8 protein-coding genes and 1 pseudogene are annotated in these 16,759 nt (G+C 47.2%); 1 reads left to right on the plus strand and 8 read right to left on the minus strand.

Translation table 11 applies throughout. The annotated features are described in order from the left end of the window. Positions 1–5: 5 nt before the first annotated feature. Positions 6–332 (minus strand): helix-turn-helix domain-containing protein, encoded by a 327-nt coding sequence (locus tag ACEN86_RS17975; RefSeq protein WP_495631859.1) that lies wholly within the window; start codon positions 330–332, stop codon positions 6–8. 543 nt (positions 333–875) lie between these two features. Between ACEN86_RS17975 and ACEN86_RS17980 the strand changes: the two genes are divergently transcribed. Further along, entirely contained in the window at positions 876–1,859 is a 984-nt protein-coding gene (locus ACEN86_RS17980; protein ID WP_495631860.1) for a hypothetical protein, read from the plus strand. Positions 1,860–3,997: 2,138 nt separating this feature from the next. Here ACEN86_RS17980 and ligA (ACEN86_RS17985) read toward each other — a convergent pair. From ligA (ACEN86_RS17985) to ACEN86_RS18015, 7 genes and pseudogenes are all read right to left on the minus strand, one after another. Then, positions 3,998–5,983: an NAD-dependent DNA ligase LigA gene (gene ligA, locus ACEN86_RS17985; protein ID WP_495634344.1), complete on the minus strand. Its 1,986-nt coding sequence runs from the start codon at positions 5,981–5,983 to the stop codon at positions 3,998–4,000. Between the two features lie 178 nt (positions 5,984–6,161). After that, positions 6,162–7,166 (minus strand): annotated as a pseudogene (gene ligA / locus ACEN86_RS17990) (NAD-dependent DNA ligase LigA); the annotation flags it as partial. Between the two features lie 128 nt (positions 7,167–7,294). Continuing rightward, positions 7,295–9,622, minus strand: coding sequence for a DNA helicase PcrA (gene pcrA, locus ACEN86_RS17995; protein ID WP_495631861.1), 2,328 nt, complete (start codon positions 9,620–9,622; stop codon positions 7,295–7,297). Between the two features lie 435 nt (positions 9,623–10,057). Then, the gene (pcrB, locus tag ACEN86_RS18000) at positions 10,058–10,753 is read right to left on the minus strand and encodes a heptaprenylglyceryl phosphate synthase (RefSeq protein ID WP_495631862.1); all 696 of its coding nucleotides are present in this window, start codon (positions 10,751–10,753) and stop codon (positions 10,058–10,060) included. A gap of 206 nt (positions 10,754–10,959) precedes the next feature. Continuing rightward, the gene (locus ACEN86_RS18005; RefSeq protein ID WP_495631863.1) at positions 10,960–11,688 is read right to left on the minus strand and encodes a YybI family spore inner coat protein; all 729 of its coding nucleotides are present in this window, start codon (positions 11,686–11,688) and stop codon (positions 10,960–10,962) included. A 333-nt stretch (positions 11,689–12,021) separates the two neighbouring features. Next, entirely contained in the window at positions 12,022–14,535 is a 2,514-nt protein-coding gene (locus tag ACEN86_RS18010; RefSeq protein ID WP_495631864.1) for a U32 family peptidase, read from the minus strand. Between the two features lie 216 nt (positions 14,536–14,751). Then, on the minus strand, positions 14,752–16,656 hold the full coding sequence (locus tag ACEN86_RS18015; RefSeq protein ID WP_495631865.1) for a stalk domain-containing protein: 1,905 nt from the start codon (positions 16,654–16,656) through the stop codon (positions 14,752–14,754). Positions 16,657–16,759 lie beyond the last annotated feature (103 nt).

The raw sequence follows: 16,759 nt of genomic DNA on the forward strand, positions 1-16,759 counted from the left end.
TCAAATCAACCTTCCTTTTTTTTGTTGAGAAAATCGATTTGTGCCTGGATGTGTTGTATTTCTTCCTTATCAAGTGAAGAAACTCCTCGAAACACAAACTGATATTCTTTTACATCCTCTTCAGTCAGGTAATCTGCTAGTACATAAAGAGGAATCAGTTGAATGTTATATAAATTTGCAAGTTTTTTTAAATCATCAGGTGTACAGCTAATCTGCCCTCTTTCAATCTTGCTAAGTCTTGAATCTGTTATTCCGGTTAATTCATATGCTTTTTTCAGACTTAAGCCACAATTCTCGCGACTTTTTTTCAATCGGTCACCTAATGCGAACATATGATCACCCTACTTTAGAATAACATCATCGCTGCAATAAAGCAATAAAAAATTAAAAACCGCTGCGATAGCGCAGCGGTTTTTAATGAATCGAACATCTCGGACAAGTTTTGCACGGTATTAGTTTTGATAAAGAAAACAGAGAAGCGCCGGACGGCTAGATAATTCAGTCTTAGACTGCCGCCGTCTTTGTTTAACTAACATCTTCCGTTATTCGGAACATGCCCAGGTAGCGACCATTCTCAAACAATAGAGAACGGAAGTAGTGCAGGAAACCCGGAGAAGACGCTCATTATCGGAAAAGACAGAAACGAATATATCATTGACTGATCTAGGATGTCAGCCAACCATCAAATAATAAATATTGAGTCTTACCCAAATGAACGATTAGATGTTACATTTATTATTGTTTTGATCATGCTCACAGCGGAGAGGAAATAGGCCATTAAGCACTTGCATGAATCGACAACATGCAGCAGGGTTTTACAACAAATCATCGAATACTCATTTTTAACGCTTAGCCTAACGAAAGGGAAGATTTCAATGGACTTCAACGGACTTATTTCGAACTTAATCGCATTGGATACGAAAGACCTCCAATCTATGCAACGAGTACTTGACCTATTTACGGACTTATCCGATCTTACAACACTCACGCTACTTAACGATCTAAAGGCGCACGAGAAAATTTATCAACTGATAAACGCATTGGACAAAATAACCACAATTCCACCGGATATGATGACGCAATACGAGAGGTTTCTTAATCGCATCGAGCGGCTCGCCGAATGCGAAGGTAAGGCAATCGGACATATTTCTACGTTCCCCGCTGGTGCGGATAAACCTTACTTTCAACCCTTCGATATGATATATGTATGTTTTGGCGGTGTAGGAATGGAATACGATGAACCGCATTATGCGCTTGTTTGGGAGGACAATCATTCCGAAGGCGAGATCACCATCATTCCGACAACAAGTCAGTACGAGAAAGATTTCCCAACTGAGTTCTCGATTGGCGTTATTAGTGGATTACCAGCTACAAAGACAATTCTTAGCGTCACAAAGCTGACCCGTGTATCGAGGAAGCGTGTCATATTCCATCGTGGAAAATACCTTCAAGGGAAAGTACCAAAAGCGCAAACGAGTGAGCTTAAAACCCGCATCCAAGAAGCCGTTGCGATTTGGCTGCAGGGTTACCAGCCGCTTGAATATTTTATTAAACATTCAACTGGTAACGGCGCCTTACCTGCAGATCTCTTGTCTGATAAATATAATCGCTTTATTCGCTTCACTCCCGTTAAGCTCGAAGAATGCGAATGGGATTCGACGGTCATGACAGTTAACTATCGCCCTTGGAATGAGACGGAGAAAAAGTCAATCGCCATGAAGAATCCAGTTTCGTTCATTACAAAAGAGCACAAGATTAACAGCATTTACGAAAAAATCTTTATGAATGACCTAGTGATTAGACAAGCTGGAAGAGATGAATTTAAACGACTGTATACAGCGCCCGCTTTGGTTACTTAAAAACATTAAATTATATTCTTTGTTGCTCAGTATCCTTGACACCAAGCATAAAATACTCTAATATTTATAAGTGAATAGTCCCTCATATAGAGGAAACCTGCAAGAAAAGTGTATGAAACCCTCATTTAGAGGAAAACCCGCATCAAAGCTAACTAGGAGTAGGTTGCGCACCTACTCCTTTTGCTTTTTCTTGAGTATTTAAATGACGCTCAGCTCTGAGCGTTATTTTTCATTTCCCCCATTGTGTTTCCTGATGGTTCACTTGAGAATCGAAATATGGTTTACCAACCTTTACTAATAATAAATTCAAGACTTACTTGGCTTGTTTTTTAATAATATCTCTAACAGGATTTATAGTTTTACCGAAGTCATATGGTTGCGAATAATAAACTTTTCCGCAATCATGGCACTTTACGTTACAAAGTCGATCATAAATAAGTTTTTCATGTTTGGGCAAAAGTTCCGGTGGAGTTTCGATATCCACAACGAAGAGCATCCCTCCACATTCTTTGCACAACATTATCATCATCCTCTTTCCGAATAAATCTATTACTGCATCTTTTACTGCCTAATCTAATAAATCGCCTTCCACATTTCTACCGGTGATTTCATTCATTCAGAACGTTAAAATGAACAGACTTAAAGGAGTTATTTAATACTCCATTGACATGAAACATCTCCCAGTATAAGATAAAAACAAATCCGAAAGCATCGGTCTAAGAGTCTTGATGAGGAGGCACCTCTCAAGACTCTTTTGTTTATTCCACCCACTTATGTATTCGTTTAATAGTTAATAGTGGTAGAACATTATAAGGAATCATAGCATCTTAGTAATGGGTGCTATCGCATAATATCCGCGACAGTGTGAGAGATATCCTGTTGCAAGCTACTAGGTTGCAAAGGGGGCTGAATTACGCCCGCAAGCGACATCAACGATGTAACTATGTCTTTACTTCATAAAATTCCATTAACACTTACCTGTTTATCGAATCAAATTCGTCTACTGAGTAGACTCTCTAAAATCCCGTTTACTGAAGTTTACCCAGTCCTTATTAGTCTACTTGGGTCAACTCAAAATTCTATGATACATGATTACAAGCTTATGACATACCGCTTTTTGTATCCTACCTATTGTAATTGTCCTACTTTGTAGTCTCCTTCATTACTCTCCCCTATTAACAAGACAATGTAAGCTGTTTATCATCGTGCTAGGAATCTGGAATATGGAGGGTTCATGCTCGAACTCTGACTCAATGTCGTATATCCCTGAAATAACTGTTATTATTGCGGGATTCCCCCCATCAAAAAGATCCTTTAGAACGTACAATCTATATTGAAAGCCATTGTACTCTTCATTCAAGCATTCAAAGTCTGCCAAACTGTCAAATCCACCTCTTAGGTTATCCTCAATAAATCGATGTAGTTTTAACCACTTTACTTTCATAGATACACAACCTATTTCAATTGGGATCGTTATTATCGTTCAAATGCTCTTCAAATTTTGAGCTAAACCAATATATTCCATAAATCAAGATTCCTATTAATCCACTTTCCAGCGCCTGGAGATATTCACTAACGAGCAATAGACCAGTCCCAAACCCTAAGAATATAATGCTAACTATTTTTAGCAGTATTCCCTCATTTTGGTCTAACCATCTTATCAAGTTAGGTCACCTCTCTTAGGTTTGATTTACCCTTAGTTATGACTATTTCGGTGTTCGAAAACCATTTGGTTAATCAACCAGAGCCAGCATCTTAACAGTGAGAGCCACCTCTGAATTTGTGTGAATAACCCCTTCCGTCCCCTTGAGGGGATACGCAAGAAACATGCCCCCTGCACCTCACTAGCCGTGCGGTAGCCCCAGCAAGAGCTTGCTGGGTACGAAAGAGTGTCATGCCGACACGATATCCCCATCAAGGCTAAAATGAACGCTTCGCGGCCTTGAGTGGCTTACTTTTTATGCCTGGCTCTCCACTCTGAGAGGGTGGCTCTATTTCGTAAACAAACTGGCTCTCACTCATTAACCAAGCGGCTCTTTCAGACCGAAATAATCAGTTATAATAAACATAAAATAAACCTAAAAGGTGTGTCACATTTTAAGTAAACACACCTTGAGAACGTTACTAGCTTTTCTTTTTTACTTTAACATATTAGTGAATTCTTCTTCATCTATTATTTTAACGCCTAATTCCTCTGCTTTCGTTAATTTACTTCCTGCTTCTTCTCCGGCGAGGACAAATGACGTCTTCTTGGAAACGCTACCCGATACTTTCCCGCCATGCATTTGTACTAATCGAGTAGCATCGTCTCTCTTTAGAGTCGGAAGCGTTCCGGTAATGACAAATGTCTTTCCAGCAAATCTCTCATCTTTGCTTTTTTCTGATACTTTTGATTTGGTATTAACACCTGCATTTTTTAGTTTCTCAATTAAAGTCTTGGTACTGTTAAGATCAAAGAAATTCAAAACACTGTTGGCAACCGTCTCACCAAAATCCGGTAACATAATTAATTGATCGTAGGTAGCATTACTAATTTCGTCTATGTCTGCAAAACTAGAAGTTAGCGCTCTTGCCGTCTGCTTTCCTACATTTTTTATTCCAAACCCTGTTATTAACTGGTCCAGATCGTTTTCTTTAGATTTATCAATAGCATTTAGAAGGTTATCAACCGATTTCTCCCGTCCAACTATCCCTTTTTCAATTAGCTCATCACGGTATGCTTTAAGGTAATAAATATCTGCGATATTTTTTATATACCCTTCAGACATGAGTGATTCGACTGAACTTGGCCCAAATCCTTCTATATCCATCGCATCTTTAGAAGCAAAATATGTGATTGCCCTGCTCAATTGGGCTAGACATTCGTCTCCCATACAACGAATATCCGCCCCGTTTTCATCTCTAACAGTCGGAGAATTACAGATGGGACAATTTTGAGGTATTGAGTATTTAACCGCATTCTCCGGTCTCTTCTCCGGAATGCTTCTTACAACTTCAGGAATTATATCGCCTGCTTTTTGTATAACAACAGTGTCACCAATTTGTATATCCTTAGAATCGATAAAATCTTGGTTGTGTAATGTTGCTTTAGAAACTTCAGTACCTGCTAATAAAACCGGTTCTAGAAGAGCTAAAGGCGTTAATCTGCCCGTCCTGCCTACTTGCACTTTAATGTCTTTAATGACCGTTTCCTTTTGCTCTGGTGGATATTTAAAGGCAACAGCCCACCTTGGCACTTTACTTGTTGATCCCAATACTTTCCTGTCACTCAGATTATCAACTTTTATAACAGCCCCATCGATACCAAATGATAAGCTGGATCTTTTCTCTCCTATATCTGATACATACTTCCATATTTCATCAGCTGTTGTGCAAACTTTAAAGTCAGGAATTATTTTAAATCCTTGTTCCTCAAGCCATTTCAATGTTTCACTATGTGAAGTGAAGTCTTTACCTTCTGATATCTCAAGGTTAAAAACGAATATATCCAAATTACGATCTCTAACTACTCTTGAATCTAACTGCCTTAAAGTTCCTGCAGCAAGGTTCCTGGGTGTTTTGTACTTTTTACCATTTGTATCTCTTTGTTTCTGAATTACTTTTTCAAAGGTTTCATTGGACATATAAACCTCTCCACGAACCTCTAGATAAGATAATTTAGTTGGAATCTCTTTAGGGATTGACTTTATCTCTAAAAGATTTTCGTAAACTGATTCTCCAACCTCACCATCACCTCTTGTGATTCCCTCCGTTAATTTACCATTATGGTACCTTAACATTACACTTAAACCATCAATTTTCAACTCGACTACAAATTTAGGGTTAGGAATTTGCAGGCTTACTTTGTTTACAAAATTATATATTTCCTCTTTTGTAAATACATCTTGCAAACTTATTACTGGTACATCATGTTCTACCTTTCTTAATTCACGTTTAACAGAACTTCCTACTTTTTGTGTGGGGGAATCTGGAGTAATGAACTCCGGAAATTCTTCTTCAAGCCTTTTTAATTCTTTGTAAAGCTTGTCATACTCATAATCAGATATCTCTGGTTGATCCATATCATAATATTTTTCATTGTGGTATTTTACCTGTATTCTTAAATACTCAATCTGTTCTTTCACATTCAAAATAATCACACCCCCACTTTCTTAAACAAAAGTCATCGAGGAAACGGTATATATTTCGTTCATTCCGTTTATTCTCACTTGCACTAAACAAAAGTCCCATATTCCTTATGTTTGCTATATTATTTCAACATAATACCAGTTCATTACTTTTGTTTGTAAAAGTATACTTACTACCAGTTCGACCTACATTCCAGACTACGGACTCCAGCACTGTGGTTGTCTCTTCCGCCTCAAATTTGAAGGCCACCGCCCAGCGCGGGAATTTGTCCGTATAACCGAGAACCTCGCGTGTGCGCATATCGGTGATTTTGATGACGGCCCCATCAATTAGATAATCCAGTGAGCTGCGGCGCTCCTGAATGAGATGAAGCTCATGCATAACTTGATCGAAGCTGTCGAAGTAGGAGACGAACGGATTGACTTTGAAAAAATTATCTTTGAGGAAAGTCATCATTTCCTTATGATTCCCGAAACTGATCCCCTCTGCATAACCGACGTTATAGAAGAAAGCGCTCAGCTTGCGGTCTGCCGTGACCTTCGGATTAAGATTCCGCAGGGCTCCAGCTGCTGCGTTCCGTGCATTCTTCAGCGGGTCAGCACCAGATTCGTTATGTGCGGCTAGTACAGATAGATTCATAATCCCTTCACCCTGGACTTCAATCGTTCCGCCTGTGTAGGGGATCCTCAGAGGGACCGACTTGATCGTCTTCACCTGGGCAAGAATGCCTTCGCCTACAACTCCATTCCCCCGCGTAGATGCCTGAACCAGCTGTCCATCTGTGTAGGTCAAATTCAGGGTAAGTCCATCAAACTTCAGTTCAACTACGTAGGAAGGTGCTGGCAGAGGCGTATCCGGATTCTTCGTGTTATAGTCTCCAACCAGCTTTAGCACACGGTTATTCCAGCTTTGCAGATGCTCCTCATTCTGGGCTTTATCCAGACTCCACAGGGGTGTTAAGTGACGATGGGGCTTAAAGCCTTTCAGTAACTCGCCGCCCACCCGCTGGGTAGGGGAATCGGGCAGTGTTACTCCAGTCTCCGCCTCAAGCGCCACCAGCTTGTCATAGAGGACGTCATACTCTTTGTCACTAACGAGTGGAGTATCCAGCGTGTAGTAGTGATAGCTATATTTGTTGAGTTCCTCCACAAGCTGCTCCATCGAATGCATTGGATCCATGCAGGCAACCTCCCATAGTCAATGAATGATAAATATGTATTCACGGCTATCGGGACTTGGTTATAAGAATCACTCGCCCAATAGCCGTCTTTTATGTTAAATTTCACTTTCACCTTGCCCAGGAAAGTCTATTCAGCTTCCACTTTCGTAATCGGGGCAAAGCCCGCAAGCAGACGCTTCACACCAACCGGAGCTGGAAAAGCGATCTGCAGCTCCATATCATTGCCCGAGCCTTTGACTGCCACAATGGTTCCCGTGCCCCACTTGCCGTGGGCCACTTTGTCGCCTGCCTTGAAATCTCCGGAGCCCGCTGCTCCAGCAGGCTTAGCTTGTACTGCACCTGGCACACCAGTTGTCACCGTCACGCGGGAAGCGGTTGGAGCCGCCTTCGCCGTGCTTCCTTCAGTCCGGCGACCGAAGTTGCCTCCGCTACCGCTGCCGCCAAAACCCCGGCCTCCGTAAGCGCCGCCGGCGTTGGCCCCGCGACGATAACGGTCGCGTGCAATATCCGTATCTTCCTTGTACTCGTCCGGAATCTCATTCAGGAAGCGAGACGGCGCATTGGCCGTGGTCCGTCCAAACAAAGTCCGCATCTGGGCACAGCTGAGGAAGAGCTGCTCTTCCGCACGTGTAATCCCTACATAAGCCAGACGCCGTTCTTCCTCAAGCTCTTCCTCGTCCAGGAATGCACGGCTGTGCGGGAACACGCCTTCTTCCATCCCTATGATGAATACAACCGGGAACTCAAGGCCCTTGGCGCTGTGCATCGTCATCAAAACAACGGCATCGCTCTGTTCTTCTTCCGAGTCATTCATACTGTCGATATCTGCGATAAGTGCCAGATCCGTAAGGAACGAGACGAGAGACTTGTCCTCATTATTCTTCTCGAACTCCATCGTAACGGACAGGAACTCATCAATATTCTCCAGACGGGAGCGCGATTCGATCGTGTTCTCGTTCTGCAGTTCCATCCGGTAGTGAGTCATCTCCAGCAATTTTTCGGTAAGTTCGGTAACAGACAAATACTCAACCATCCGATGAAGTCCCGCGATCATATCGAAGAAGTCCACCAGGTTATTACGTGTCCGTCCCGCAAATCCAAGGTCGTCTACATACTCCAGGACTCGGTAAATGGAAGTTCCCCGCTCTGCGGCAGCCGTGGCCAGCTTGGCCACGGTGGTGTCCCCAAGTCCCCGCTTCGGTACATTAATAACCCGGGTCAAGCTGATATCATCGTCCGGATTGGAGAGGAGGCGCAGATAGGCCAGGATGTCCTTGATCTCTTTGCGATCATAGAACTTAATGCCGCCCACAATCTGATATGGAATATCTGACTTGATCAGAATTTCCTCAATTACCCGGGACTGGGCATTCGTCCGATATAGAATCGCATGGTGTCCGTAGCTTTTGTTCATCTTAATGTTCTTGTGGATCTCCGAAGCCACGAAATATCCTTCATCATGCTCGGAATCGCCGCGGTATACCTTAATCTTGGCCCCGCCTTCTTTGTCCGTCCACAGTCTCTTCGGCTTCCGGCCGGTGTTCAGGCCGATCACCTCGTTGGCTGCATTCAGGATATTGGAGGTTGAACGATAGTTCTGCTCGAGCAGAATGGTTCTGGCTTCCGGATAATCCTCTTCAAAATTAAGGATGTTGCTGATATCCGCTCCGCGCCAGCGGTAAATGGACTGGTCGCTATCCCCAACCACGCAGATGCGGTGGTGGCTATCGGCCAGCATTTTACAGAGCATATACTGGGCCCGGTTCGTATCCTGATACTCATCAACATGAATATATTGAAATTTGCGCTGGTAGAAGTCCAGCACCTCGGGCACCTCTTTGAACAGATCAATCGTCTTCATAATCAGATCATCGAAGTCAAGGGAGTTGTTGCTTCTGAGACGCTTTTGGTACATGGTATACACTTTGGCCACAATACCTTCAAAATAATCTCCGATCTTCTGCTCATACATCTGAGGACTTACCAGCTCATTCTTGGCGTTGCTGATCATAGCTTGAACGGCTTTGGGTTCAAACTTCTTGGGATCGACGTTAAGCTCCTTCATGCAATTACGGATGACCGATAATTGGTCGGTAGAGTCTAAAATTGAGAAGTTCGATGTAAATCCGATGCGTTCAATATCCTTGCGCAAAATACGCACACACATGGAGTGGAAGGTGGATACCCAAATGTCACGGCCCTGCGGCCCAACGAGCTTGGATACCCTCTCCTGCATCTCCCTTGCAGCTTTGTTGGTAAATGTAATGGCCAAAATACTCCACGGCGCCGCCTTGCGCGTCGCAATCAGGTGGGCAATACGGTGCGTCAGCACCCGGGTCTTGCCGCTTCCTGCGCCGGCCATAATCAGGAGCGGGCCGTCGGTTGCCAGCGCGGCTTCCTTTTGCTGGGGATTCAGCTTGTTAATTGCTTGCTCTATATCAATCATTGTGAACATCCTTTCGGGGGAATCTACCCTCCCAAACCCTCCCTGACAGGGAGGGCCCCAAGGGCTACGCCCTCTGGACACCCGAAATTGGGCGAATGAGAACGAGCACAGGGACTTGGTTAGGCTGGATTTGGGATCGCTTGCCGTCCCTTACGGGACCCGCTTGAATTGTAGCGGTTCTTAGTTACTGAAAGTTCCTAGGCTGTGAGAGCTGCTATATATAAAGTGAGATTGTTGGGATTAGGGAGCCGCTTGTCGTCCCTGCGGGACACGCTCTACGTTAGTGCAAGGCTCGAGGGTGCTACTTCGGCGCCTGGTGTTGCTGCGTGCTGGGAGCGCTCTCCCTGCGGGATTCGCTTTAGGCTTGTGCAACGCCAGGGGGCGGCGCTTCGGTGCTGTTGGTGCTACTCCGTGCTGGGAGCGCTCTCCCTACGGGATTTGCTTTCAGTCTTTTACTGCAGATACGGTCGATAAGGCTTGGGGCAGGTTCGTATAGATGATGTTGCCAACGACGATCGTGTCGGCTGCATCAGCAGCCATGCGCGCGGTCTCGGTGTCCGTAATTCCACCGCCGTAAAACAGACGGGATCTGGACAAAGATCGGCGGACAGAGGAGACCAGCTCCATATCACCAAAGGTTCCACTGTACTCAATATATACGACCGGAAGGGACATCAGCTTGTCCGCCGTCTGAGCGTATGCCGTGCTCTCGGAGATGGACAGTCCGCCGGCGGCGCCAGTCAGCTTGGCTGCTGTAGACTCCGGATTAAGTATGATATAACCTTCCGGAACAACAAGATCCCAAGGAATTAAATACCCATAACGTTCAATGGCCTGCTGATGACGGCCGATGATCCACTCGGGACGGCTTGTGTTGAGTACCATGGGGATCATATACAGATCAAACCCTGGAACTACAGCTTCGAGTTCCGATATTTCCAGCACACAAGGAACCTCATACTGCCGGACACGCGACAAGAGGTCTACCGTATTGTCGTAGGTAACTCCGCTGGAGCCGCCGATCATGATGGCATCGGTACCCGACATACACACAGCCTCCAAATCCTCATTCGAAATGTCCTTGTCCGGATCCAGCTTAAATACGTGTCTCCACTCATCTATTATTTGCTTCAAAACCATTCCTCCAAAAACGCAGCGGTGTACATGATCACCTCAAAAAACGGAGCATCTGGTTCTGACCGCTCCGCCAACTGAGATTATGAGAAAATGGAGCCAACTGCTCCACCCTGAATCATTTTTAAAAGCTTAATTCAAGTCTATGATACCCGCGTGTCAGTGTCAATGTTCGTATTAAAGGGGAACACAATCTGTCAGAATAGTCTCTACTATCCAAGAAAAGAAAACCACTGCTGCGCGAGCTCCCAGGAGCTCCCATTCCACTTGAGCAAGTTGGTAATATAACCGAACCGGTCGGCATGATAAAGCCCGCTGACTCCCTGGAGTGCCATCAGCTCATAGGTTCCATCGCGTTCCAGATCAATGGGGTACAAGCCGCTGAGCGGGTCTACAAAGCCTTGAACAGGCTTTTTCAAAGTGCCGTCGGGATTATAGACTTGATCCAAATATTCCTTGCCCCTTGATGAAATATCTACCGTAAAGCTCTTTCCAGAATGCGGGCTGTTCACTTGAAGTCGGTAGAAATCCAGGTAATTAACTGTGTAATTCCACTGCTGGTTGTACTGCTCGGAGTCGAACAGCAGCTTCGGCTGTTCCCCCGTGAACGTATAGACATAATCAAAGGTTATCGCACCCGAACCGCCGGAATCTATGCGTACCAGCACATCGGAGATCGCGTCTCCGGTAAAATCGCCCAGGAACAATGTAGGCTGATACCCCACATTATTGCGAAGCGGGACCCGGTACTTGCGGCGGTCCCCCCAGCTGTGAACGACTAAGGTAATTCCTGTAATAAAAGGACTTCCTGCCGCTCCTGTCTGCCCCGTAAGGGTAACGGTATCCGGCACCCCGTCTCCCGTCACGTCTCCAATCTTCCGGTCGATAACCTTCTCCGTTCCAGCAGGGCGTACCTGATCCCCTGAAAAATAATTCATCATCGTCCAATCTCCTTATGGATCTATTTGAAGCAGTATATGATCAGAGACTGGGCGGGGTGAGTCATGCAGCCGGACAGGACTTCAGCTGGACAAGAGAGAGGGACGGAGCTTGGGTAAGGGTTGCGTGGTGAGATGCTAGACCAAGGTATGGTAAAGATGAGGAATTCTTGGGTACGAGATAGGAGAGTCAGATACCATGAGGATTTTGAATTCAATATAAAAGCTACGAGGACGCGCGATCGAATTCATAGTCCTACTAAAAAGGCCGCCCCTAAGGGCGGCCTTGACTTTGTGGATGAGCCAGAGAGACTCTGTCTCTCCTATCCACGGTTCTTATTTCACCAGCTGTCCGCGGGTAACCCCGAGCTGGTTCGTAGCTTTGAGCTGCTTCCATACCTGGGTTCCGCTGATCTCTCCGCGCAGCGCACGGGTATACAGATCAATTACCTCGAGCACCTGATCCGGTGTCTCTTCCAGGAATTCTACCCGGTAGCTTGGCACGCCAGACTCCAGAAAATGGTTCAAATATTCCGCGCCCGACTGCTCAATCGCATTGTACACGGTATTCCGGCAGCCTTCATCGACCCGTACCGGGTGAGACATGCCGATCCGGTCCTGCAGGGAAGCTCGGTGATCTTCACAAGGCCGTCCGCAGTTCGTATAGTCCGTTCCCTCGCTCAGGAAGGTACAGTACACACAGTGCTCCGTATGGAACATCGGCAGATGCTGATGAATGACAATCTCCATGTCAGCCGTGCGGCTCTTGCCGAGCAGGTCAACCATCTGCTGAATGTTCAGGTCATAGGAAGGGGTCACCGTATCGAGACCCGCTTCCAGGAACAACTCAACCGCTTTATGGTTCGCGATGTTGAGGGAGAAGTCGCCGATCAGCTTCGGCTGCGGCGCCAAAGGATTCTCCAGCCGGTGGCGCAGGTAGAAGTACAGCGCACCGGTGTTGCGAACCAGCACCGCGTCGGGCTGAAGACGCAGGATGTTGTTATGGTAGCCGTTCTCGCCAGGCATATGAATGCGCGGCGTAGCCAGCGCGATCTGCTTGCCGGCGCTCCGAGCGGCGTCTACCGCTGCCGGGAACTGCTTGATAAATTCAAAGTCGCCATAGATCATGTCGACGCCGGTCTTCAGTGCAGCCTGAACCTGATCCAGGCTGCGGCACAGCGCGGTCAGCTTCGCCTGACCGCGGGGGATCGGCTGCGCGGAGTACGCCGCGTCGCCGTAGACCTCTACCGCCCGCTTCACGTAGACGGGCGGCTTGGGACGCTCGCCGGCAAGCTGCTCCACCGCACGGCGGCGGATGCTGTTCAGCTCGCGCATAGGCACGATCACGTCGCCATGAAGCTCCGTATCCAGCTCTTCGAGCTGGAACACCGTGCCGCCCAGGCGGCCGAACTGCTCTTCCAGCAGTTCATGATCCATCGGGCGCTTCTGTGCTACTTCAAGCTCCATCTCGGAATCCACCCGCACGGTAGTTCCCTTCTGAACATCCGTCCAGAAGGTCACGAGCGGCTGACCGGGATGACCAATCGCCCGAACACGAACCGGGAACACCCGGTATGGCTTCTCCGTCTCATACGTCTGACGCATCCGCTTATCCAGCGCCGGGTCACTCGTCTTCCAGATCCGGTCGCCCACATGCAGCTTGCGCAGGTCTACGTCATTGCGGCCAGGAATAATATCGATAATCCAGCCTTCGCCTGCTTCCCCTTCGATCTTCACGCCTTTGCGGCGCAGATCGTAGACGCGTCCGCCCTCTTCCTTCTTCGTAGGGTCTCCGGCATCAAATACAATTCCGTCACCACGTTTCACCGGAGCATCCAGACGGCAGACGACGCCATCCCTTAGAATCTGTTCCACACGGCCGAGATATACGCCACGGCTCTTGGGAAAAGTCCCCTCTACGAGCTTCTTATTATTCGTACCCTCCAGGAAGCCATGGGTGAACCCACGCGAGAAGCTCTGCTGCAGCTCACGAATTTCTTCCTTGGATATACGTTCTTCATTACCGTCAAAATAAAGGTCAATCGCCTTGCGGTACTTGCTGACCACGTTGGCCACATACTCCGGACTCTTCATCCGTCCTTCAATCTTGAAGGACGTTACGCCGGCTTCAATCAGCTCAGGCATAATATCCACCGCAGCCAAATCCTTAGGTGACAGCAGGTAAGCCACATCACCCATCGGCTTTTGTTCGCCATCCACCATCAGGTCATACGGCAGACGGCAGGCCTGCGCGCACTCTCCGCGGTTCGCCGAGCGTCCGCCCCACATTTCCGAGGTCAAGCATTGACCTGAATAGGATACGCAGAGTGCCCCGTGAACAAATACCTCCATCGGCAGCTTGGCCTGTTCGCCAATCTTCTGAATCTGCTTCAGATTATTCTCCCGTCCGAGTACCACACGCTCCATATTGAAAGGTTTGGTGAACTCGACGGCTTCCGGAGAGGTGATCGTCATTTGCGTAGAACCATGAATCGGGAAGTCCGGGGAGATCTCGCGGATCATTTTGACCAGACCCAAATCCTGCACAATGACCGCATCCACGCCCGCATCGATACAAGCTTCAATCAGTTCTTTGGCATCGGCCAATTCATTCTCGAATACGAGAATGTTGAAGGTCAGGAAGCCTTTGACTCCATAGCTGTGAAGATACGCCATGATCTCAGGCAGCTCTGCCATCCGAAAATTGTTCGCCCGTGCCCGCGCATTGAACTTCTCCACACCGAAAAAGATCGCGTCTGCCCCGTTCGCCACTGCGGCACGCATACAATCCCAATCTCCTGCGGGTGCCAGCAGCTCCACGTCTTGTCTTGTTAATGCCGTACTGCTCATTTATGTCCTCCTGGATCGGCTAACCGATCAGATATATTTTAAAAGGCAAACCATGAATTTCAAGCTAACGTCAGTGTAACTAATATAGTTTATCAGAAATCCGGGGAATGCTCTAGTGAAAAGAAATTAGCAAAAAGCAGATCCCTTTAAGGATCTGCTCGTCGACTTCTGCTATAACTGCCTGCACCATTGCTTCATATTACCGCCGTACCTACTTTATTTTACAAATTTAAAAGATTGGACGGCTTTCTCGATCGCGGACTTCTGCTCCGGGGTGCTGTTGGCATCATTTAAAGTAGTGGTAATCCGGTATAATTGGCCGCTGCCATCGCTAAATAGAATCACTTGCTTGGACTGCCCCGCGCCCTTCACAGTCTGATGAATACGGATTACCGTAGCCGGAGCTCCGTTCAGGGTCACATTGTCTATACCCTGCAGCGTAAAGTCCTTAACGCTCTTGGCGGCTTCCGTATAATAGCTTCTCAGCTGCCAGATCGTTAAATCCGGATCACTGCTCGAATCCGCTTCGAGCCTGAAGCTTCCGCCCGGGAACTGGTATTCAGCCTGAGATTGCTCGTAGCGTTCATTTACAGCTGTCCAGTACCGCGGGATGTTCACTGTGTATTGGTAGTTATTCGAGGTTTTGAGTACACTTCGGGTCGTATCCGTTAGGAAATAATAATCCTCAAGAGACCCGAGAATTTCGGCATTGCCCTCAAAGTCAATATCCAGCGATGCCAGAATATCCTGGAAACGGTCTTGCCCAGCCTCCGGACCCTTTGGTGCCGAGTAATCCAGAAGGTAACGGTATCCTCCGTTAATCAGCAATAGCTGCTGCTCTTGATACCACCCGTCCCCGTAGGAATATTCGGACCGCTGGAGCAGTGCCTTCTCGCCTGCAGCTTCAACGGGAGTGGTCCCTCCCCATTTATAAGCATCTGGAAGGAACATTCGCTTCGACTGCTCTTGCAGCTGAGCAGCCCAGCTGTCCAAGGTCAGACCCGCAGGAGCAGAGGCCGCGTGTATACTTAGTGTCGTGCCGTCCTTGCCTGTGTACACGCTGTGCGAACTATCGGCCGTCCACTCAGCGGGAATTTGCAGTGAAATTCCAAAGTCATCGTTATAGGTTGTCGTCATCCCGTTCTTGACTTTGGATAAGTCTTTAACAGTCTTGTCCGCCCGGTCGAACCCCGGCTCAAAGGTATTCAAAAGAGCGTCATACTTCTGCAGATCCTTATAGCTCTTGGCCGTTTGGGAGGCCAGGTACAGCGTATATATTCGGCCTTCCCCATAGTAAGCCCGCTCCTGCCACATGGACCCATCTTTATCTGTAGTCACAATTCTGGCATATGGAACCTTGGCCTGTGGGAAAACCTGCTGATCCAGCACGGTCTCCCCGCTGTTCCTGGCGCTAGTGAGCAGTGTATCCATCAGAGTATCCACATCGGCAGTCTCGCTGATTCTTGATCCGGCATGAACTTCCAAATAGTAGGTATCTTCACTATCGGAGAAGGTGGCCATGCTCTCATCGCCGCTGCTACCCGGAATGAGCCCGCTAGGATACTGCATCGTCCACCCATAGTAGCTGTTGCCGATTCTGGTCTTCCCGGTATCGATATCTATACCTCCATCGCCACCAGGATCTGCGGCTTCATCCTGCCCAAGCCGGACAATAATCTGTCCACCTTCTCCCGTGCTCAGCTTGGCTCCAAGCCCGCTGGCAACGATCCGCAGAGGAGCCATAAATGTATTATGAAGCATCGCTGGCGCGGCTTCCGATCTGAGCTTATGCCCATCTACCCAAATTACCGGGCTTCCTAGCGTGAGCGTAATCGTGTGCTTGCCTTTCATAATTTTGACCGTATTGCCGTCCCCCAGCTTGATGTCGGCTCCGAACGCTTTCTTGAATACACTAAGCGGAACCATGGTAACGCCGTGTGTCTGATAAGGTTGAATAATGGTCTGGGCGGAGCCGTTGATCTCCGCGTTCTTGCTGCCCACTTTGATGCGCAGCTCCTGTCCCTGTACCTCAGCGGCATGTGCCGTGTTGTGTACTCCAGCAGACACGATGGTTAGGGCCAGGCTAAGAAGGAGGACACCTGTCTTGTGAAATTTTTTCATACCGAGATTCAACCTCTTCTCCTCAGAATCTATTAAAGTTGAACAATTGATTACAAATAAGGCCGCTGCGTTAAATGTTCCTCCCGAATTAATCCTACATTTA

The organism is Paenibacillus sp. Paensp111 (assembly GCF_059492195.1).

What these genes read in the sequence shown, in the direction of transcription:
- ACEN86_RS18010 (WP_495631864.1), bottom strand. Translation starts at nt 14,535, where the DNA reads ATGAGCAGTACGGCATTAACAAGACAAGACGTGGAGCTGCTGGCACCC.
- pcrB (WP_495631862.1), bottom strand. Translation starts at nt 10,753, where the DNA reads ATGGTTTTGAAGCAAATAATAGATGAGTGGAGACACGTATTTAAGCTG.
- ACEN86_RS18015 (WP_495631865.1), bottom strand. Translation starts at nt 16,656, where the DNA reads ATGAAAAAATTTCACAAGACAGGTGTCCTCCTTCTTAGCCTGGCCCTA.
- pcrA (WP_495631861.1), bottom strand. Translation starts at nt 9,622, where the DNA reads ATGTTCACAATGATTGATATAGAGCAAGCAATTAACAAGCTGAATCCC.
- ACEN86_RS18005 (WP_495631863.1), bottom strand. Translation starts at nt 11,688, where the DNA reads ATGATGAATTATTTTTCAGGGGATCAGGTACGCCCTGCTGGAACGGAG.
- ACEN86_RS17980 (WP_495631860.1), top strand. Translation starts at nt 876, where the DNA reads ATGGACTTCAACGGACTTATTTCGAACTTAATCGCATTGGATACGAAA.
- ACEN86_RS17975 (WP_495631859.1), bottom strand. Translation starts at nt 332, where the DNA reads ATGTTCGCATTAGGTGACCGATTGAAAAAAAGTCGCGAGAATTGTGGC.